Genomic DNA, 19,057 nt, shown 5'->3' with positions numbered 1-19,057 from the left:
GGAACCTCACGTTGCTTATGCTGACGGGAAAATCAGATCCAGCGCCTGAATCGAATCTTCCCAGCCGGCACGTTCAAAAATGCCCTGTTGCAGGAAAGCTTCAAGCTGCGGCCACAGGGCGATGGCTTTATCCAGCATCGGGTCGCTGCCGCGCGCATAAGCCCCCACGCTGACCAGATCGCGGTTACGCTGGAAGCTCGACAGTAACTGTTTAAAGGTGCGCACTTTGGCGTAATGCTGTTCAGAAATCAGCGCGGTCATGGCACGGCTGATGGAGGCTTCAATATCGATGGCCGGATAGTGGCCCGCTTCCGCCAGACGGCGCGACAGCACGATATGGCCGTCAAGGATGGCGCGCGCCGAGTCGGCGATCGGATCCTGCTGATCGTCGCCCTCGGTCAATACGGTATAAAAGGCCGTGACCGAGCCGCCGCCGTGGATGCCGTTACCCGCGCGTTCCACCAGCGCCGGCAGTTTGGCGAATACGGAAGGCGGATAGCCTTTGGTGGCGGGCGGTTCGCCAATCGCCAGCGCAATCTCACGCTGCGCCATGGCATAACGGGTCAGGGAATCCATAATCAGCAGCACATGCTGACCGCGATCGCGGAAGTCTTCCGCAATGCGCGTGGCATAGGCTGCCCCCTGCATACGCAGCAGGGGAGAGACGTCCGCCGGGGCGGCGATCACCACTGAACGCGCGCGACCATCGGCACCGAGAATGTTCTCGATAAAATCTTTCACTTCGCGGCCACGTTCGCCGATAAGCCCGACGACGATCACATCGGCCTGGGTGTAACGGGCCATCATGCCGAGCAGCACGGATTTACCCACGCCGGAACCGGCGAACAGCCCCATACGCTGACCACGGCCCACGGTTAACAGGGCGTTGATCGGGCGCACGCCGGTATCCAGCACGTGTTCAATAGCGGTACGTTGCAGCGGGTTGAACGGCTGGGTGATCAGCGCGCCGGTTTCGGTGGTGTCCGGGGCGGGCAGACCGTCAAGCGGTTTACCGCTGCCGTCCAGCACGCGCCCGAGCAGCGCCGGGCCGAGCGGCAGCTGTTTACCACTGTGCAGGCCATCGCCGCTGGCGTTACGCGCATACACGCGGGCGCCGGGCAGGATGCCTTCTACTTCTTCCAGCGGCATCAGGAACAGGCGCTGGCCGTTAAAACCGACCACTTCGCTTTCCACTTCGCGGGTTTCGTTCCCGTCCTGACGCTCAATAATGCAGGTCGCGCCCAGCGGCAGTTGCAGGCCGGTGGCTTCCAGCACCAGACCGGTGGCGCGGGTCAGACGACCATAACGGCGCACGCCAGGCAGCTGTGCCATTTTGCTTTCAAAATTGTCCAGCGTGTTCAGCCAGCGGGTCAGGCGTGCGGTCATCAGACAACTCCCGGCGCCGCGAGGCGGCACAGTTCCTGCCAGCGCGTCGCCACGCTGGCGTCCAGATCGCCCTCATCGGCAGAGACTTTGCAGCCGCCAGGGTGCAGGGTCGGATCGGCGCGCAAACGCCAGCCGTGCAGGTTGAGCGTGGCGCCCAGCATCTCTTCAACACGCTGTAAATCGTCCGGGTGCACGCGCAGCTGCGGTTTACCGCTGAACAGCGGCTCCTGCTGCAACAGCGTCTGGATCTGTTTGATCAGCGCATTATTATCCACGCAGGCGGTCTGGCCGATCACCTGACGCGCGGCTTCCAGCGCCATCTGCATCAGACGTGAGGCGATAACGCTGTCGAGGGCGTCCAGGGTGTACTGAAATTCGCTGACCAGTTGCTGCATGCGGGCATGCAGCGGGGCCTGTTGCTGATGGGCCTGCGCCAGACCCTGCTCCTGGCCCTGGGCGAGGCCTTCTTTATAACCCTGTTCCTGACCGATCCTGCGGCCTTCTGCCAGACCGGCGTTGTATCCCTGCTCATGGGCCTGCATCTGCATCTGCGCCAGCTGTTGCTGACGTTTCTGCTCCTCGGAGATCTCTTCTTCGACGACGTCCTCGTCATCCTCTTTCGCGTCAGCACGCACGGTGGCGGGCACGAATTCGGATAACGGCATCGCCAGATCTTCCGGCTTCCAGACTTTCCATGGCAGTTCGTTAGACATAGGTATCCTCGCCGCTGCCAATTACCATCTCGCCGGTTTCCGCCAGACGACGCACAATAAGCAGGATGGCTTTCTGTTCGTTTTCCACCTGAGACAGACGCACCGGACCACGGTTGGCGAGGTCGTCGCGCAGAATATCTGCCGCACGTTGCGACATGTTGCGCAGGAATTTCTCGCGCAGCGGCTGTTCGGCACCTTTCAGGGCGATCAGCAGCGACTCGGAATCCACTTCCTGCAACAGGCGCTGGATGCTGCGATCGTCCACTTCCGCCAGGTTTTCGAACAGGAACATCTCGTCGATAATTTTCTGCGCCAGCTCGCCATCGAATTCGCGCACCGCGGTAATAACCGCTTCTTCCTGCTGCGTTTTCATCAGGTTGATAATTTCGGCCGCCGTTCTCACGCCGCCCATTTTGCTGCGCTTGAGGTTCTGGCCGTCGAGCAGGCTGTTCAGCACTTCCGTCAGTTCCGCCAGCGCCGCCGGCTGGACACCGCCGAAGGTGGCGATACGCAGCATCACATCGTGACGCATACGCTCGTCGAACAGCGCCAGAATATCCGCTGCCTGACCGCGTTTGAGGTGCACCAGGATGGTGGCGATGATCTGCGGATGCTCGTCGCGGATAAGGTCGGCGGCGGTCTGCGGCTCCATAAAGTTGAGCGTTTCGATACCGCTGGAGGTGTCGCGGGTTTCGAGAATATCTTCCAGCAGGCTGGAAGCACGCTCTTCGCCCAGCGCCTTGATCAGCACGGAACGCAGATAATCGTTGGCGTTGATGTTGAGCGCCGCAAACTGCTCGGCTTCCTGCTCAAACTCCTGTAACACATCGGTCAGCTGTTTGTTGGAGATCTGACGCACACCCGCCATGGCGGTACTCAGATGTTGCACCTCACGGGTGGAGAGGTGCTTGAACACCTCCGCCGCGCGGTCTTCGCCAATCGTCATCAACAGAATGACGCTTTTCTCAGTTCCGGTAAGGTTACTCATGTTCTTCGTTACTCATCCACTGGCGAATGACCAGCGCCACGACGCGCGGATCGTTATCTGACATTTCGCGAATACGCTGACTGAGGACTTCCACGCCCATGCGCTGGTTAGCGCGGCGCTGCTGGATCTGCTCATCTTTGCTCAGGCGTACTTCAACTGATTCTTCGATTTCCTGACGATTCTGCGTCGCTTCCTGGGCTGCTTTCACTTCTTCTGCGCGGCGGGTCAGCTGCGGACGAATCGCTTTACGCCACAGGATCCACGCCACAATCAGCACCAGTAACCAGCGACCGGCAGACAGCATCTGGTCGATAAACCATGGCTGCTTCCAGAACGGCGGTTCCGCCAGGCCATCATCGGTGGCATTGAACTGGGAGTTAACCACGTTCAGGCTGTCGCCACGGGTTTCCGAGTAGCCCATGGCTTCGCGGGTCAGGTTCTCAATCTGTTTTAACTGATCGGCCGTCAGCGGCAGCGGTTTGCCGTCGGCCAGCTGGCGATAGTTCACGACAACAGCCACCGACAGACGCTGGACATCGCCGACGTTCATCTTGGTGTGGCGGATAGTACGATCCACTTCGTAGTTCGTGGTTTCATTACGCGAGCTGTTACGCGGGCCGCTGCTGGCTGCCGTGGAGGTCTGCTGCGCGTTCTGATTCTGCTGACCGTTCTGCTGATTATTCGCCGCAGGCGTGGTGATCGGTGCGGTATTGGCCGGGGCAGGCTGGTTAGAGAGCGCGCCCGGCACGCCACCGGCGCTGCCGCCGGACTGTTCGGTTTCGTTGATCTGACGGGAACGCAGTACGGCCTGCGCCGCGTCGCCGTTCGGACGGTAGTTTTCTTCCGTCTGCTCTTTATTGGCAAAATCAATCTGCGCGGTAACCTGAGCATGGACGTTACCATTACCCACGATTGGCGAGAGGATAGCTTCGATGCGGCGCTGAATGCGGCCTTCGACATCACCGGCGTATTTCAGCTGGGCATCATTCAGATCACGACCGCTGGTGTTGGATTGCGTCAGCAGATGACCGGCCTGATCCACCAGGGTGACGTTGCCCGGCGGCAGTCCGGCGACGGCGCTGGAGACCAGGTGTACCACGGCGCTGATCTGACCTTCGTCCATCGCGCGGCCCGGTTCGAGATTCACGGTCACGGAGGCGGAGGGGGATTTTTGCTCGCGCACGAACAGCGACGGTTTCGGCATCGCCAGATGCACACGGGCGACTTTGACCGGACCGAGGGTTTCGATAGTCCGCGCCAGCTCGCCTTCCAGCGCGCGCTGGTAGTTCACCTGCTCGCTGAACTGGCTGATGCCGAATTTTTCCTGATCGAGCAGTTCAAAACCGACCGCGCCGCCTTTCGGCAGGCCCTGCTGAGCCAGGCGCAGGCGCAGTTCATGCACTTTGTCCGCGGGGACTTCCAGCGCGCCGCCGGTTTCAGAGAAGCGATAGGGGATGTTCATTTGCGTCAGTTGGGTGACGATCGCGCCCCCATCCTGATCGGATAAGTTACTGTACAGCGTGCGGTAATCCGGCTGTTTCGCCCACAGCACCATGGCGACGATGATGGCCACAGCCGCAGCGCCCGCCACCATTAAAGGGATTTTGGGGTTCGCGCGCAGGCGGTTCATCCACTCGAGAGATTTATTTTGTGATGCAGTCGTTGCAGTCGCACTCATTGCGCACCTCTTAACTCTGGGTGGACGGCGTTATTCGTGTAATGAAGCAAAACAGACTCCCGGGTCGGCAAACACGACAAAAGTTCCATGTTGATGGCGGAGTCATTATTTGATGATTCGGAATTTTCTATGGGTCAAATAACCTGGTTTTTTATCGCTATTTGCCGCCTTTATCTTATTGACAAGCTGTTAGTCTTACCCGGTATCAAATCATGTGGGGTAAAACCATGTCAGTACAGGGTATTGAAGGGGTCATCAGCCAGTTGCAGGCAACGGCGGGGATCGCGAAGAATCAAAGTATGCAAAGCGAACCGACGGTGAGCTTCGCCGGACAGCTGCATGCGGCACTGGATCGCATCAGCGATACGCAAAACGCGGCGCGCACCCAGGCTGAGAAATTCACCCTTGGTGAACCCGGCGTGGCGCTGAACGACGTGATGACCGATCTGCAAAAATCGTCCGTGTCCCTGCAAATGGGCATTCAGGTGCGTAACAAACTAGTTGCCGCCTATCAGGACGTGATGTCCATGCAGGTGTAGTTCACCGCTTTTATAATTGTTATTTATTGGGGTTTACAGGCGTATTATGCCTGTAAATCTTTTTTATTGGGTATTATTTCCTACCGCTCCTCCCGCTCATTTCCTATAATGTTTTCAGTTAAGCGCAACCTCAGGCGGTAACCGATAACATGATTGACTTTACCTTCAGCAAACCCGACGAGATCGTTAAGTTGCTCTGCGAGCGCTTACGGCAAATGCGTATCGCGCAACAAATGACCCAGGCCGAACTGGCTGGCAGGGCAGGCGTGAGCGTCAACACGGTTTCTAATATGGAAGCAGGGCGTAATATCGCCTTTGAAAGCGTGGTGCGTATCGCGATGGTGCTTGGCCGGGGTAAAGAGCTGGAAGAGCTTTTCAAACCGCAGCTTACCACGCTGGACGATTTACGCCGTTACGAAGAAAGCACCAGCCGCCAGCGCATCAAAAAGAGGAACGACCATGCCTGATCGTGTGGATGTTTACTATGAAGGCTGGGGTGAACGCTGGCTGTGGGGGACGCTGGCGACCACGACGGCGCTGAGCGCCCGTCCGGTGATCTTTTTCGAATACAGTCAGGCGGCGCTGACACGCGGCCTTGAGCTGTCGGCCTGGACCTTGCCTCTTAAGGGCGAGCGGCTGCGGCAGGGCTTTCCTGCACATCAACTGGGATTACCCGGCCCGGTTTATGATTCACTGCCGGATGGCTGGGGCATGTTGCTGATGGATCGTCTTTTCAGGCAGCGCGGTTTGAATGCCGCGCGCATTGGGCCGCTGGAGCGGCTGACCTGGATTGGTGATAACGCCATGGGTGCAATGTCTTTTGTGCCTCATCAGGCGGAGGCCACATCGGCGGATGTGGATATTCCGCTGGCGCAGCTTGCCAGTGAAGTGCAGGACGTGCTGGACGGCGAAGGCGGGGAGTTTCTGGCCCGTCTGCTGCAAGTGGGCGGCTCGCCCCATGGCGCACGACCCAAAGCTCTGGTCTACCGTAATGCCGCCAGCGGCCTTTTCACCACGGCGCAACAGGACGGTCTGCAACCCTGGCTGATCAAATTCCCGGCCCGCAGTGAACATCCGGAAGTGTGCGCCATCGAAATGCTCTATGCCGAATGCCTGCGCGAATGCGGCATCGACACCCCTGATACCGAATATTTTTCCCTTCCGGGCGGGCAGGCGGCCTTTGGCAGCCGACGCTTTGATCGCCACAACGGTATGCGTGTGCCGATGCAAAGCCTGGCGGCTTTTACCGGCGCGAATTACCAGCTTGCCGGATCGATGGACTATGTGAACTTTCTGCGCGCCACGCAAGTTTGTACGAACGATGTGCGGGAAAAACAGCGGGCCTTTGAACGCGCCCTGTTCAATATCATCTTTCATAACCGTGACGATCATCCGAAGAACTTTGCTTATCTGATGTCAGCCTCCGGAAAATGGACGCTCGCTCCCGCTTATGACGTTACCTGGTGCGACGGCCCCGGCGGCTATCATCAGATGGATGTGCTGGGCGAGGCGCTGGCAATCCGTCGCGAGCAGATCGAACGTCTGGGTATGCAGGAGGCGGAATTAACGGCTGAGCAAATCAGCGCGCTCATTACCCGATTTGCTGACGTGGCCAGCGGTTTCACCGCCAGGGCGAAGGCCCGTTTCGCGCGGGAGATAACGCCTCAGACGCTCCGGGATATTCAGGCCAGCATTGATGACAATCTCAGCCGTCTGTAGTGGAAAAACGCCTCCCGTCAGGCGGCGGGAGACTTAACCCTATTTCTGGATCAGATAGCGAATGGTTGGCCCGTCCTGCTGAATGTCCAGCACGGTATAGCCGTGGTTTTGCGCATCCAGCGGAATGTTATTGATCGACTGCGGGCAGTCGCTGACCACTTCCAGAATTTCGCCTTTTTTCAGCTGCGGCATCGCCTCCAGCGTGGCGACAGCCGGGTAGGGGCAGGGTTCGCCCACCATATCCAGACGATAATCAGGCACGATAGTTTTCATGCTGGCTCCTTAATGGCGACGCGCGCCGCCCGTTTGAAGAACTGTTTTTCCCAGGCCACCATCAGCAGGAACGCCGCCAGCAGCATGGCGTAAGTGACCAGCAGCCCGCCCAGCGGACCAAAGGTGTTAAGCAGGTTGATCTTATCCCAGCTGGTCGCCAGCGGTGCGGAGAGATCGTCCCAGAAATACGCCAGTAGCGTGGAGCCGATCACGTTGCCAAGCCCCACCCACCAGTAGTGCACCTGGCCTTCCACCGCGCGGTACATCCAGCCGGTTTCACAGCCGCCCGCCAGCACAATGCCAAAGCCGAACAGTAGACCGCCCAGTACCGCATTCGGACCAGCCCACATAATTTTCGGCTCGACGCCCAGTTGCGTGTAGCTGTAGATACCGATGGCGCTGACCGCCATCCCCAGCACAATGGCTTTTGCCAGATGCGTGCGGCCGGTGATCCACATATCGCGGAACGCCGAGGTAAAGCAGATCTGCGCCCGCTCGATCAGTAAGCCAAAGCCGACGCCGAACAGCATGGCGAGACCCAGCTTTGGCTTATCCATCGCCGTCAGCAAGGCCCAGCCGATCATGCCGACAAACACCAGCATGCCAAGACGAAAACGACGCCGCGCCTGCTCGGGTTTCTGGGTTAACGGCGAGGCGCTGGAGACTTTCTGCATTTTTACCGGGATGCGGAAGACCGGCAGCAGGGTGACGCGCGCGCCAAACCAGGTGCCGACGGCGGTCGCCAGCGCGAAGAACCAGGCGTGCAGTGAGAACTGCGGAATACCGGTAAAGAAGGCCGCCAGATTACAGCCCATCGCCAGCCGCGCGCCGAAACCGGCAATAATGCCGCCGACGATAGCCTGCGCGATACGGATGCGGTTACGCGGCATACGCAGCTTGACGTTGTTCGCCCACAGCGCGGCGGCAAAGCAGCCGCCGAACATGCCGATGATCATCATGCCGTCGATACGCGTCAGCGGTGTCCCTTCCAGATGGATCAATTTGTAGTAACCCCACTCTTCGGCATGCACGCCCATCAGCTGTAACAGCTGACCGCCCCAGCGAGTGAATTCGCCGGTAACCGCCCAGAAGGTGCCGGTAATGCCAAAATAGTAGGTGGAGAGGATCCCTGCGGCGATGACGGCAGGGGCGGGGGCCCAGAATTTGATTAACCAGGCCTGTTTGAATTGTTGCCACGACATTTTGTTAATGACCTCTGAACTCAGAAGGTTTTAAAAGAAGAGGCGATACTACACGCGTGCGCGGGTTTGCAAAGCAGAAAGACCCTTTTATCTGGCAGAGATCAATTTTATGCCGTATCGGTGAAAGGCTGGCAGGGGCAACGCTTTAATGCCACACTGTTTTTTTTCTTCATGAGCAGGATAACAGATGAAAAAAGTAGCAATTCTTGGCGCATTGCTGGCGCTGGCCGGCTGTGCGCAGGTGGAAGATTATCAGGCGGTGGTAAAACACCCCGCCCCGGCGGGGCTTGCCGGTTACTGGCAGTCAAACGGCCCGCAGAGCGCGCTGGTCAGCCCGGAGGCGATGGCCAGCCTGATCGTCACCCAGGATGGCGATACCCTCGACTGCCGCCAGTGGCAGCGGGTGATTGCCGTACCGGGTAAACTGATGCTGAGCGGCGACGATCTGAAAAACGTCACCCGTAAGCTGGAAATTTATGGTGTGGAGCGGGAAGGCAACCAGCTGGAGTATGCGGGCATGACGCTTAAACGCGTCGAACGCCCGACCAGCGAATGCGCCGGGGCGCTGGCGAAAAATCCGCTGCCGTCGCCGTTACCCTGACTGACAGGGCAGTGCGGGCGATCCCCGCGCTGCCCGTTGTGTTACGCAGCCTCTTCTATTACCCACACGCTGACGCTGCCGCCGTTACAGGTGAAGGTGCCTTCGCCCAGGGCGTTGGTGGTGACGCTTTCATCGCGGTTGCCGAGAAAATCCCGCCAGACTTTATTGCCGTAGTTATCCCCGAGACTCAGTGTTTTTTCGCCGTCATCACCATTCGAGAGCACCACCACGCAACCTGGCTCCTCCAGCGTACCGCTGCGGCTGAAGGCGATGCAGTTAGGATGATCGAACCAGAGCGTCTGCACACCGTGGGCGAAGCGCTGACGGGCGAGGATCAACTGATCCAGCTGGTGGATGATCGGCATATCCACGTGATGCACCTCGCCGTCACCGCCGGTATCGTCATAACTTGCGCCAAACAGATCCGGATAGAACACCGAGGGCACGCCGTTTTCCCGCAGCAGGATCAGCGCGTAGGCGAGGGGCTTAAACCAGGCTTCCACCGGGGCTTCCAGCGCCTGTAGCGGCTGCGTGTCGTGGTTGGCGACCAGCGTCACGGCATGGAAAGGATCGGCTTCCACCAGCGTGCCGGTGAAAATCTGGCTCATGTCGAAATGGCTGCCCTGGAGCGAGGCTTCGTGGAATTTCATGTGCAGTGGGGCATCGAACAGCATGGTTTTACCGTCCACCTGATCGATATACTGTTTCAGCTTATCGACGTCGTGCGACCAGTATTCCGCCACCATAAACAGCGGTTCAGGCGCGACATCCTGCACATGCTCGATCCACTCTTTATAGAACCAGGCCGGAATATGCTTCACGGCATCGAGGCGGAAACCCTGGCAGCCGGTCTGCTCCATCACCCAGCGCGCCCAGTATTTGATCTCTTCCGCCACCGCGGTGTTGCGGAAATCAATGTTCGCGCCCATCAGGTAGTCAAAGTTCCCCAGTTCATCGTCCACCTGATGGTTCCAGCCATCGCCGGTATAGTCATTGACGATTTTAAACACGCCGTCTTCGTCAGGATTTTCAATATGGTCGATGCCGCTGAAGCATTTGTAGTCCCAGACAAAGCGCGAGTACTGGCCCTGACGCACCGGGAAGCTGTAGCGCGTCCAGGCTTCGCATTCAATCACCGCGTCATCAATTTGCGTGCGGTCGTGCTCGTTGACCCGGTTGACGCAAATGGACTCTTTTTCGTCAGCGCCCATTTTATGGTTCACCACCACGTCCAGCAGTACCGCGATATCATTTTCCCGCAGCGCGGCAATGGCCGCCAGCAGCTGAGCTTTATCACCGTATTTGGTGGCGACGCTGCCTTTCTGATCGAATTCGCCCAGATCGAACAGATCGTAAGTGTCATAACCTACGGAAAAGCCGCCCGATGCGCCTTTGGACGCCGGGGGAAGCCAGACCATATTGATGCCGATGTCATTGAAACCTGAAGCGCGTTCGGCGATTTCCGGCCAGAGTTTTCCGCCGTCAGGGTAATACCAGTGAAAGCACTGCAATAAGGTGGGGTTTTTCATCTTCCATGCTCCGGTGTGGGGATCAACGAAGTATGGGTGAAAATCAAAAAATGACGCGGGCGCAGTTTATAAAAAACGTCACCCGCCGGTCAGAAGCGGTACTTACAGCTCGCTCGGGAACAGAATATTACCGGAAAGACGTCCATATGCTGAATTCAGATTGTGCTGGCGGGAGGTTTGTCCCACCAGGGTGCGCAGCTCTTCCATGCGCTGATGTAATAACGTTTTCAACTCGACTTCATTATCGAGGATCTGCCGGAGCAGCGGGCGGACCTGCGCCTGGACGGCAGGTGCCACTTCGCCGGCATCCTGAAACTGCGTCAGTCTTTCCACTGCCGCAATGTAGTTAAGTTCATGTTCAATCAGATCGTCCCAGCGGCCTTCTCTGGCGAGAGTAAGCATACTGCAACTGGCGATTAGTAACTGCTGATAGTGGTGGAGCAACCCGACATGTGCTTCCATTAGAAGGACTCTCGCGCATTAGGATTATTGGGACCAATTTCTTTCCAGGCGTCCGCAATGTTGTTGAGCAAAATTGTGACTTCCTCAATGGCGCTGACGTCATTGTGCAGATTGGCGTGTAAAAGACGTCGTGTCATGTAGTCATACAGGCTGTCCAGGTTTGCGGAGAGCTCACCACCGACATCGTGGTTAAGTCCCGCGCGCAAACCATTAGTGATGATATTGATGGCTTTCGACAGCGCTTGTCCTTTACCGGGAATATCTCCCTGCTCAATCAGAATGGCCGCCTTTTTCATGGCGCTTAACGCGCCGTCAAACAGCAGTACCACAAGTTGATGGGGGCTGGCGCTCAGGACGGCGCTTTCCACGCCGACCGTTGCATAAGCCTGAATTCCCGATTTTGTATACATAGCAAACCTCAATAAATAACTTATGAATTCATCGCGTTAAATTGCTGGGTCAAATAGTTGCCGGTGGAGGTCAGGGAGGAGACCATTTGACTCAGTGCAGTAAACTGCGTTTTGTAACGGGCCATGGTGGCGGTGATCTGCGCCGTGACGCGTTCTTTTTGCTCATCGAGCTGTTTCAGCGACTTGTTGATACCGTCGGTGGCATTTTTCAGTGAGCCATCGGTACCGAGAATGCTTTTCAGCAGGCTGCTGGTCTGGGTGGCAAAGCCGGTGGTTTTGCCATCGCCAGACAGGAAGCTGATCACGTCCGCCGGTTTTTCGTTCAGCGCTTTATCAAGCTTGGTGCTGTCGACCGTCAGTTTGCCGTTGATATCCTGGGTGATCCCCAGTTGCGACAGGGCAGAGAGGGTGCCGTCGTTAGTCTGGGACGTGGAGAGCATGGAGCGCAGACGCGTCTGGATATTGCGCAGCGTACCGTCGCCCAGCAGATCGCCGTTGCTGGAGTCCTGGCCGGTAGCGGTACCTTTATCAACCGCCGTGTATTTGGTCTGGCTGCCGATAGTGGTTTGCAGCGAGTTATAGGCATCAACGAAGGCGTTAATGGCTGCGGTCATCGGGGCGTTATCTTTAACGACCGTCAGGGTTTCCGGGGTGCCGGTAGTGAGTTTCGTCAGGTTCAGCGTCACGCCTTCCGGCGCATCGGTGATGCTGTTGCTGCTGCGGGTGATCTCAATGTTATTGATCTTCACTTTCGCGTCGGCAGCGGCAACCTGTTGCGTCATATTGCTTGGGTTAGCGCCGGTGGCGTCATAACCAATGTATTTTGCCAGCTCGCTGTCATTGGTGGTGACGGTCATGGCATTTTTCGTGCCGCTGTCACGGGAGGTCAGCGCCAGGTAATAGCTGTTGTCGTCCGCTTTAATGATGCTGGCGGTGACGCTGCCCTGTTTAGCGTTAATCGCATCACGCACATCCGCGAGGCTGGTTTTATCCGCCGCGAGCGTCACCGTCAGCGGATCTTTCTGTCCCGGCTGCGCGATGGTAATGGTGCGTGAGGCGAGGCTGGAATCGCCCAGATCGGTATCTTTACTGGCCACTTTCGGGCTGAGCAGCGACTGTGACGCCGCCAGCGCGGTCACTTCTACAGAGTACGTCCCCGCAGAGGCACTATTAGACAGCACGGCGCTGAACGCGGTATTAGTGCTGGACACTTTGGCCGAGGCGATAGCAGAGGTATTTTTCAGCGCATCGGAAGCGGTCTGTACTTTATTCAGCGCAGTTTGCACCACGTTCCATGCGGTCAGTTTGGCTTTAAAAGACGTTTGTTGAGAAGTAATAGGGGTTAACTTCGTCTGTTCGGCGGTTTCCAGGTTGCTATATAAAGTATCCAGGTTCAGGTTGGTACCCGCGCCGATTGAGCTTATCGATGCCATTGATTCATCCTTTCTTATTTAGACAATCACTGGATGGTCTATCGGCAGCGACAGCGAAAAGATTAGAGTCTTTTAGAAAAAACAATGGCGGAATAAAGCCCCTCATTAACCGGCAGTTTGCGCCTTTAAAAAAATGATCTTTTTTTCTAAAGGTTGTGGAGGAGCTGTCGATAATCAGGTTGACGGTGAGAAAACCGTAGGCGGAAGCCTGAATCTGATAACTTTTTCAAAGGAATACCATCATGGCTGTTATTAATACTAACACCCTGTCGCTGATGACTCAGAACAACCTGACTAAATCTCAGTCTTCTCTGGGCTCCGCGATCGAACGTCTGTCTTCTGGCCTGCGTATCAACAGCGCAAAAGATGATGCTGCTGGTCAGGCGATTGCAAACCGCTTCACCTCTAACATCAACGGCCTGACCGTTGCTGCCCGTAACGCGAACGACGGTATTTCTCTGTCGCAGACTGCTGAAGGCGCGCTGAGCGAAATCAACAACAACCTGCAGCGTATCCGTGACCTGACCGTTCAGGCGCAGAACAGCTCCAACTCCGCATCCGACGTTGACTCCATTCAGGCTGAAGTTAACGAACGTATGAAAGAAGTTGACCGCGTAACCAAGCAGACCGACTTCAACGGCATCAAAGTGCTGAACACCGGCGCAAGCTCCAGCACCTACAACTTCCAGGTTGGCGCGAAAGACGCTGAAACTATCGGCATCAAAATCAGCTCCAGCGACAGCTTCAACCTGGCAGCAGCCGGTTCTTCCGGTACTGTGCTGAACACCAAAGCAATGGCTTCCGGTACCGATACCGTTAACGGTAACGCACGTACCACCGAAGCTGTAGGCTTTGACGTACTGAAAGGTAAAGTGACTGGCGGCGCAACTGGCGCAGCAGCAGGCTCTACCCCGCTGGCAGACATCGACGCGGCAATCAAATCTGTTGACTCTCAGCGCAGCCTGCTGGGTGCGTCTCAGAACCGTTTCGAGTCCACCATCACTAACCTGAACAACACCGTGAGCAACCTGTCTTCTGCTCGCAGCCGTATTCAGGATTCCGATTACGCAACAGAAGTTTCCAACATGTCCCGCGCGCAGATCCTGCAGCAGGCTGGTTCTTCTGTACTGGCTCAGGCCAACCAGGTTCCGCAGACCATGCTGTCCCTGCTGCGTTAATTCGCAATTTAGCTTTATGCAAAAAGCGCCGTTTATCGGCGCTTTTTTTATTTTTACGCGCAGAAATAATCAAAATAAATCGACGTAAAGGCTAAAGCTTCTGCATCACGTGTCGATAACATTATTGAAGGCGATGAGGCCGTTGGGCACATGCCGAAATAGCATTAACACTATTAATTAAGGATAAATACCATGGCAGTGATCAACACCAATACCTTGTCGCTGATGACTCAGAACAACCTGACTAAATCTCAGTCTTCCCTGGGCTCCGCGATCGAACGTCTGTCTTCTGGCCTGCGTATCAACAGCGCAAAAGACGATGCTGCTGGTCAGGCGATTGCAAACCGCTTCACCTCTAACATCAACGGCCTGACCGTTGCTGCCCGTAACGCGAACGACGGTATTTCTCTGTCGCAGACTGCTGAAGGCGCGCTGAGCGAAATCAACAACAACCTGCAGCGTATCCGTGACCTGACCGTTCAGGCGCAGAACAGCTCCAACTCCGCATCCGACGTTGACTCCATCCAGGCTGAAGTTAACGAACGTATGAAAGAAGTTGACCGCGTAACCAAGCAGACCGACTTCAACGGCATCAAAGTGCTGAACACCGGTGCAAGCTCCAGCACCTACAACTTCCAGGTTGGTTCCAAAGACGCTGAAACTATCGGCATCAAAATCAGCTCCAGCGACAGCTTCAACCTGGCTTCTGCTGGTTCTTCCGGTACTGTGCTGAACACCAAATCCATGGTTTCCGGTACCGACGTTGTTAACGGTAACGCACGTACCACCGAAGCTGTAGGCTTTGACGTACTGAAAGGTAAAGTGACTGGCGGCGCATCTGGTGCAGCTTCTGGTACCACTCCGCTGGCAGACATCGACGCGGCAATCAAATCTGTTGACTCTCAGCGTAGCCTGCTGGGTGCGTCTCAGAACCGTTTCGAGTCCACCATCACTAACCTGAACAACACCGTGAGCAACCTGTCTTCTGCTCGCAGCCGTATTCAGGATTCCGATTACGCGACTGAAGTTTCCAACATGTCCCGTTCGCAGATCCTGCAGCAGGCTGGTTCTTCTGTACTGGCTCAGGCCAACCAGGTTCCGCAGACCATGCTGTCCCTGCTGCGTTAATTCTTACGCAGAAAAACAAAACCCGGCGCTGCCGGGTTTTTTTATGTCCGAATAAGCGTAAACCCGCAGAAATCCCCCCGGTTTGCCCTCTTTTTAGCGCTATTGAAAAAACGTAAATGCGCTAGGTTAACAGTTGGTATTGGAAGCACATCAGGAAATTATCCATGGCACAGCCCGCTCTCGTCAGTATTGTAATACCCGCGTATAAATCGGCCTGGTTTGAAGAGGCGCTTTGCAGCGCGCTGTCTCAGGATCACAGTAATTTCGAAGTGATCGTCAGCGACGATTGCGCGACTGACGAGATCAAGGACATTGTCGAAAAGTGGCAGAAAAAAACCGCTGTGCCGCTGCGTTATATCCGCAATAAACCGGCGCTCGGTGAACTGCTTAACTATGAGCAGTGCATCGAAATGGCGGAAGGGAAATACCTTAAATATCTGTTCGATGACGATGTGCTGGCGCCGGGCTGCGTGTCGGCGCTGGTGGCCGCCATTGAAAAATCGCCAGCTATTCGCATTGCCACCTCGCGCCGTCATCGTATTGATGTCAAGGGCGAGCGCATGGTGGACGACAGAGCCAATGCCGCGCCGGTAAAAGCCGATTCGGTACTGAACGGTAACGATGTGATCCGTTTTCAGCACAAGGGCATTGTCAACTTTATCGGTGAACCCAGTACGGTGCTGTTTTACCGGGAAGATCTGCTGGCGTTAATCGCCCATGAAGATCGTCTGTGTAACATTGACGGCGAGCTGATGTATTTTCTCGGCGACCTGGTGATGTACACCAAAATTCTGCGCAACAGCGATCTGGCCTATCTGGTGGAGCCGCTGTCGAGCTTCAGGGTTTCGCACCAACAGGTCAGCCAGTTGGGACGTATGAAGGATAAAAGGGCGGCAGAATCCCATAAACGATTCCCGGAACTCCTGACCCTCAAAGGGTGGGGCGCGGACGACACCGTTGCGCCTGGGTTTGCCCGCGTAGCGCCGCTGGATGATGTGACCGCCGTACGCGTAGAAAATATTGAGCAACAGCTGGAAGATGGCCTGAAACAAAGCATGTTCGAGCACTGGATGTCGGTCAGAAAACTGACGGCAACCCAGGAACAGCTGATTGCCGATCATCTGGCAGGGCGTGAAGCGGCAGAGTTAACCCTGCTGATTGATGGCCGTCAGGCGACCGCCACGGCGATATACAGCACGCTGGCCTCGTTGAACAGCCGCTATTTTTCCTCGCTGATAATCACGCCTGTTGTCATCACCGACCTCGAACTGGAGGGTGTCACGACATTGCCCGCAGATTCAGGCATCGTAAATGTGATGAATGAACGGGCGGCAGCCGCGCCGCAGGCCTGGCATCTGGTGGTGCTGGCGGGCACCACTTTTACCCCTTCTGGCCTGATCTCCCTGTCAACCACGCTGGTTGAGGCCACAGGCTTGCTGGCGGTGTGCGGCGACGAAATTTTTTACGTTAACGACCAGCCCATCGGCGCGCGTTTCCGCCCTGATTTCAGCCTGGATATGTTTTTAAGCAACCCTGCGGTAATGGGGTATGGCTGGCTGCTGCGCGGCGAGATCGTAAACCAGGCGGGTAAATTTGATGTGCAGGCTGGCGCGGCCTTTGAATTTGATATTCTGGTGCGCCTGATTGAAAACAATGGTTTTTCGGCCATTGGTCACCTGGCCGAGCCGCTGTTTATTACCCCGGATCGCACGCTTGCGGTAAAAGAAGAAAATCAGATCCTGCTGCGTCACCTGGCGAACCGTGGCTATCCCCACGCGCGCCTGACCCGCGATATTTATGGTCATTGCCATATTGATTATGCCCACGCCGCTGCGCCGCTGGTATCGATTATCATCCCGGCAGGCAGGGTGCTGGCTAATTTGATCACCTGTGTAACCTCGCTTATCGAAAAAACAACCTGGTCGCCTTATGAGCTGATCGTGGTGGGCGATGGCGCCGCGCCGCTGGAGATGCAGCAGTGGATGGCGTCGCTGGCGGAAATCGATCCGCAGCGCATTAAGGTCGCGCTCACCGATGCGGTGCTTAGCCGCGCGGCGACCATCAATCAGGCTTCAACCCTGGCGCAGGGGGAATATCTCACCATCCTCCACCCGGATGTGATCATCAGCCAGCCAGACTGGCTGTCAAAACTGCTTAACCACGCGCTGCGCCCGGAAGTGGCGATCGTCGGCGGCAAGCAGTTGTACAGCGACGGCACCGTGCGCCATGCCGGTTACGTGCTGGGCTTAAACGGTGTGGCAGGGGAAGCCTTCTTCGGGGCGAATAATGACGATAAAGGTCATATGGGTCGCCTGCATTTCGATCAGAACTACAGCGCGGTGTCCGGCGATTTGCTGGTTATTAAACGCGACGTCTTTAACACGCTGTCCGGCGTGGATGAGACTATTCAGGACTTCTGGGACGTGGATTTATGTCTGCGCGCCCGCGCTCAGGGCTGGCTGACCGTCTGGACGCCGTCGGCAACCGTGATCCGCTCGGTGGCGAGTAAAGTGGCCCTAAGTGAAAAGGATGAAGCGGTACGCCAGGAGGCGATAGAGACGGCAGAAGATGAAATGTTCAGACGCTGGGAGCCGCAGATCGCCAGCGATCCGGCGTACAACACCAACCTGTCGCTCAGCAGCGAGCAGTTTATGGTCTGCCCTGACAGCCTGCTGAGCTGGCGTCCGTTGTCGTGGAAACCGCTACCGGTGGTGATCCCGCATATGGCGGATTACGCCGGATGTGGTTATTACCGCGTCATCAAACCCTTTGAGGCGATGGAGCGCCTCGCCATTGCCGACGGAAAATTATCAGAAACCTTCCTCAGTATTCCGTATCTGAAACGTTTCCAGCCGGACAGTATTATCTTCCAGCGTCAGCTGACCCCGGAATTTCATGCCTGGGCGAAGCGGGTTTCCCGCATCGATAATACGTTTATGGTCTATGAGCTGGATGATTATCTGACTAACCTGCCCATAAAGAACGTGCACCGCGCGGAATTCAGCGTGGATGTCATTAAGATGCTGCGCAAAAGCCTGAGCTATATGGACCGCTTTGTGGTTTCTACCGCGCCGCTGGCGGAAGCGTTCTCCGACCTGCACCCGGATATTGTGGTGATGCATAACCGTCTGCCGGAAGACTGGTGGGGTGGATTAACCAGCTTACGTCAGCAGGGTAAAAAACCGCGCGTCGGCTGGGCGGGCGGCTCCAGCCATACCGGCGATCTGGAAATGATCGCCGATGTGATCAAAGCCTTTGCGGATGAAGTGGAGTGGGTCTTCTTCGGCATGTGTCCGCCAAAACTGCTGCCGTGGATCCATGAATTCCACTCAGGTATTGATATTGAAATGTACCCCCAAAAGCTGGCGTCGCTGAATCTCGATCTGGCGCTTGCTCCGGTGGAAGACAACATCTTCAACGCCTGTAAAAGTAACCTGCGCCTGATGGAATACGGTGCCTGCGCCATTCCGGTTATTTGCAGCGACGTGGCCTGTTATCAGACCATTAATTCGGTCACGCGGGTGAAAAACCGTTATAAAGACTGGGTGGATGCGATTCGTTTCCATCTGGATAACGCAGGCGCCAGTGAACGTATGGGACGTGAGCTGTATGATGAAATCAGACGCGACTGGACGCTGAACAGCGATAACGTTACCCAGTGGGCGAAAGCCTGGCTGCCTGGCTAAGGCCATCAGCAGGGTGGGCCGTTTCTGCGACTGTCCACCCTGCGCCTGTCTGAGCGTTCACATCAAATAGGGCGTAAAATGCCTGTTGTTTTACCGATAAGCTCCATGCCCCCCTCGCTATTATGAGAACAT

At 56.4% G+C, this 19,057-nt stretch carries 17 protein-coding genes; 7 read left to right on the top strand and 10 right to left on the bottom strand.

Features of this window, described 5'->3' with window-relative positions; translation table 11 throughout:
- Nucleotides 1-15: 15 nt before the first annotated feature.
- From fliI to fliF, 4 genes are read right to left on the bottom strand one after another with little or no spacing between them, the layout of a single operon-like run.
- Nucleotides 16-1,386, bottom strand: coding sequence for a flagellar protein export ATPase FliI (fliI, locus tag QRD42_RS16815; protein ID WP_072568924.1), 1,371 nt, complete (start codon nucleotides 1,384-1,386; stop codon nucleotides 16-18).
- Entirely contained in the window at nucleotides 1,386-2,099 is a 714-nt protein-coding gene (gene fliH, locus QRD42_RS16810; RefSeq protein WP_318364694.1) for a flagellar assembly protein FliH, read from the bottom strand. The genes fliI and fliH overlap by 1 nt, the downstream gene beginning before the upstream one ends.
- Nucleotides 2,092-3,087, bottom strand: a complete 996-nt coding sequence (gene fliG, locus QRD42_RS16805; RefSeq protein WP_072568922.1) for a flagellar motor switch protein FliG — start codon at nucleotides 3,085-3,087, stop codon at nucleotides 2,092-2,094. Before fliG ends, fliH begins: the two co-directional genes overlap by 8 nt.
- Nucleotides 3,080-4,765: a flagellar basal-body MS-ring/collar protein FliF gene (gene fliF / locus QRD42_RS16800; RefSeq protein ID WP_072568921.1), complete on the bottom strand. Its 1,686-nt coding sequence runs from the start codon at nucleotides 4,763-4,765 to the stop codon at nucleotides 3,080-3,082. The genes fliG and fliF overlap by 8 nt, the downstream gene beginning before the upstream one ends.
- 227 nt (nucleotides 4,766-4,992) lie before the next feature.
- Between fliF and fliE the strand changes: the two genes are divergently transcribed.
- From fliE to QRD42_RS16785, 3 genes are all read left to right on the top strand, one after another.
- The gene (gene fliE / locus QRD42_RS16795) at nucleotides 4,993-5,304 is read left to right on the top strand and encodes a flagellar hook-basal body complex protein FliE (RefSeq protein ID WP_072569474.1); all 312 of its coding nucleotides are present in this window, start codon (nucleotides 4,993-4,995) and stop codon (nucleotides 5,302-5,304) included.
- Nucleotides 5,305-5,456: 152 nt separating this feature from the next.
- On the top strand, nucleotides 5,457-5,771 hold the full coding sequence (locus tag QRD42_RS16790) for a helix-turn-helix transcriptional regulator (protein WP_325006963.1): 315 nt from the start codon (nucleotides 5,457-5,459) through the stop codon (nucleotides 5,769-5,771).
- Complete coding sequence (locus QRD42_RS16785; RefSeq protein WP_072568919.1) at nucleotides 5,764-7,023, top strand: type II toxin-antitoxin system HipA family toxin; 1,260 nt, start codon at nucleotides 5,764-5,766, stop codon at nucleotides 7,021-7,023. Before QRD42_RS16790 ends, QRD42_RS16785 begins: the two co-directional genes overlap by 8 nt.
- A 39-nt stretch (nucleotides 7,024-7,062) precedes the next feature.
- Here the strand turns inward: QRD42_RS16785 and yedF are convergent, their stop codons facing one another.
- A complete protein-coding gene (yedF, locus tag QRD42_RS16780; RefSeq protein ID WP_088218905.1) occupies nucleotides 7,063-7,296 on the bottom strand; it encodes a sulfurtransferase-like selenium metabolism protein YedF in 234 nt (77 codons plus the stop codon).
- Complete coding sequence (yedE, locus tag QRD42_RS16775) at nucleotides 7,293-8,498, bottom strand: selenium metabolism membrane protein YedE/FdhT (RefSeq protein WP_318376186.1); 1,206 nt, start codon at nucleotides 8,496-8,498, stop codon at nucleotides 7,293-7,295. Before yedE ends, yedF begins: the two co-directional genes overlap by 4 nt.
- Before the next feature lie 187 nt (nucleotides 8,499-8,685).
- On the opposite strand from yedE, the gene yedD reads away from it, so the two are divergent.
- Nucleotides 8,686-9,099, top strand: coding sequence for a lipoprotein YedD (gene yedD / locus QRD42_RS16770; RefSeq protein WP_318372707.1), 414 nt, complete (start codon nucleotides 8,686-8,688; stop codon nucleotides 9,097-9,099).
- A gap of 41 nt (nucleotides 9,100-9,140) precedes the next feature.
- On the opposite strand, the gene amyA is transcribed toward yedD, so the two are convergent.
- From amyA to fliD, 4 genes are all read right to left on the bottom strand, one after another.
- On the bottom strand, nucleotides 9,141-10,628 hold the full coding sequence (gene amyA / locus QRD42_RS16765) for an alpha-amylase (protein ID WP_072568915.1): 1,488 nt from the start codon (nucleotides 10,626-10,628) through the stop codon (nucleotides 9,141-9,143).
- Between the two features lie 102 nt (nucleotides 10,629-10,730).
- Nucleotides 10,731-11,090 (bottom strand): flagella biosynthesis regulatory protein FliT, encoded by a 360-nt coding sequence (gene fliT, locus QRD42_RS16760; protein WP_072568914.1) that lies wholly within the window; start codon nucleotides 11,088-11,090, stop codon nucleotides 10,731-10,733.
- Entirely contained in the window at nucleotides 11,090-11,500 is a 411-nt protein-coding gene (fliS, locus tag QRD42_RS16755) for a flagellar export chaperone FliS (protein WP_072568913.1), read from the bottom strand. The genes fliT and fliS overlap by 1 nt, the downstream gene beginning before the upstream one ends.
- Nucleotides 11,501-11,520: 20 nt before the next feature.
- A complete protein-coding gene (fliD, locus tag QRD42_RS16750) occupies nucleotides 11,521-12,933 on the bottom strand; it encodes a flagellar filament capping protein FliD (RefSeq protein ID WP_318364688.1) in 1,413 nt (470 codons plus the stop codon).
- 242 nt (nucleotides 12,934-13,175) lie between these two features.
- On the opposite strand from fliD, the gene QRD42_RS16745 reads away from it, so the two are divergent.
- The 3 genes from QRD42_RS16745 to QRD42_RS16735 all read left to right on the top strand — a co-directional run bounded on the left by QRD42_RS16745 (nucleotide 13,176) and on the right by QRD42_RS16735 (nucleotide 18,925).
- Nucleotides 13,176-14,111: a flagellin gene (locus QRD42_RS16745; RefSeq protein ID WP_072568911.1), complete on the top strand. Its 936-nt coding sequence runs from the start codon at nucleotides 13,176-13,178 to the stop codon at nucleotides 14,109-14,111.
- A gap of 192 nt (nucleotides 14,112-14,303) precedes the next feature.
- Nucleotides 14,304-15,239 carry a flagellin gene (locus QRD42_RS16740; protein ID WP_072568910.1) on the top strand — a complete coding sequence of 312 codons (936 nt, stop codon included), beginning with the start codon at nucleotides 14,304-14,306 and terminating at the stop codon, nucleotides 15,237-15,239.
- Nucleotides 15,240-15,403: 164 nt separating this feature from the next.
- Nucleotides 15,404-18,925, top strand: coding sequence for a glycosyltransferase (locus QRD42_RS16735; protein WP_321987659.1), 3,522 nt, complete (start codon nucleotides 15,404-15,406; stop codon nucleotides 18,923-18,925).
- Nucleotides 18,926-19,057: the final 132 nt, after the last annotated feature.

Origin of the sequence: Enterobacter sp. PGRG2 (assembly GCF_030291195.1) — a bacterium.
GTDB lineage: Bacteria > Pseudomonadota > Gammaproteobacteria > Enterobacterales > Enterobacteriaceae > Enterobacter_D.
The sequence above is the reverse complement of the archived record's forward strand: the minus strand, read 5'-3'. Positions and strand labels throughout refer to the sequence as shown.

Excerpts from the sequence above, each read along its gene's own strand:
- fliI (WP_072568924.1), bottom strand. The coding sequence starts at position 1,386 with ATGACCGCACGCCTGACCCGCTGGCTGAACACGCTGGACAATTTTGAA.
- fliH (WP_318364694.1), bottom strand. The coding sequence starts at position 2,099 with ATGTCTAACGAACTGCCATGGAAAGTCTGGAAGCCGGAAGATCTGGCG.
- fliG (WP_072568922.1), bottom strand. The coding sequence starts at position 3,087 with ATGAGTAACCTTACCGGAACTGAGAAAAGCGTCATTCTGTTGATGACG.
- fliF (WP_072568921.1), bottom strand. The coding sequence starts at position 4,765 with ATGAGTGCGACTGCAACGACTGCATCACAAAATAAATCTCTCGAGTGG.
- fliE (WP_072569474.1), top strand. The coding sequence starts at position 4,993 with ATGTCAGTACAGGGTATTGAAGGGGTCATCAGCCAGTTGCAGGCAACG.
- QRD42_RS16785 (WP_072568919.1), top strand. The coding sequence starts at position 5,764 with ATGCCTGATCGTGTGGATGTTTACTATGAAGGCTGGGGTGAACGCTGG.
- yedF (WP_088218905.1), bottom strand. The coding sequence starts at position 7,296 with ATGAAAACTATCGTGCCTGATTATCGTCTGGATATGGTGGGCGAACCC.
- yedE (WP_318376186.1), bottom strand. The coding sequence starts at position 8,498 with ATGTCGTGGCAACAATTCAAACAGGCCTGGTTAATCAAATTCTGGGCC.
- yedD (WP_318372707.1), top strand. The coding sequence starts at position 8,686 with ATGAAAAAAGTAGCAATTCTTGGCGCATTGCTGGCGCTGGCCGGCTGT.
- amyA (WP_072568915.1), bottom strand. The coding sequence starts at position 10,628 with ATGAAAAACCCCACCTTATTGCAGTGCTTTCACTGGTATTACCCTGAC.
- fliT (WP_072568914.1), bottom strand. The coding sequence starts at position 11,090 with ATGGAAGCACATGTCGGGTTGCTCCACCACTATCAGCAGTTACTAATC.
- fliS (WP_072568913.1), bottom strand. The coding sequence starts at position 11,500 with ATGTATACAAAATCGGGAATTCAGGCTTATGCAACGGTCGGCGTGGAA.
- fliD (WP_318364688.1), bottom strand. The coding sequence starts at position 12,933 with ATGGCATCGATAAGCTCAATCGGCGCGGGTACCAACCTGAACCTGGAT.
- QRD42_RS16745 (WP_072568911.1), top strand. The coding sequence starts at position 13,176 with ATGGCTGTTATTAATACTAACACCCTGTCGCTGATGACTCAGAACAAC.
- QRD42_RS16740 (WP_072568910.1), top strand. The coding sequence starts at position 14,304 with ATGGCAGTGATCAACACCAATACCTTGTCGCTGATGACTCAGAACAAC.
- QRD42_RS16735 (WP_321987659.1), top strand. The coding sequence starts at position 15,404 with ATGGCACAGCCCGCTCTCGTCAGTATTGTAATACCCGCGTATAAATCG.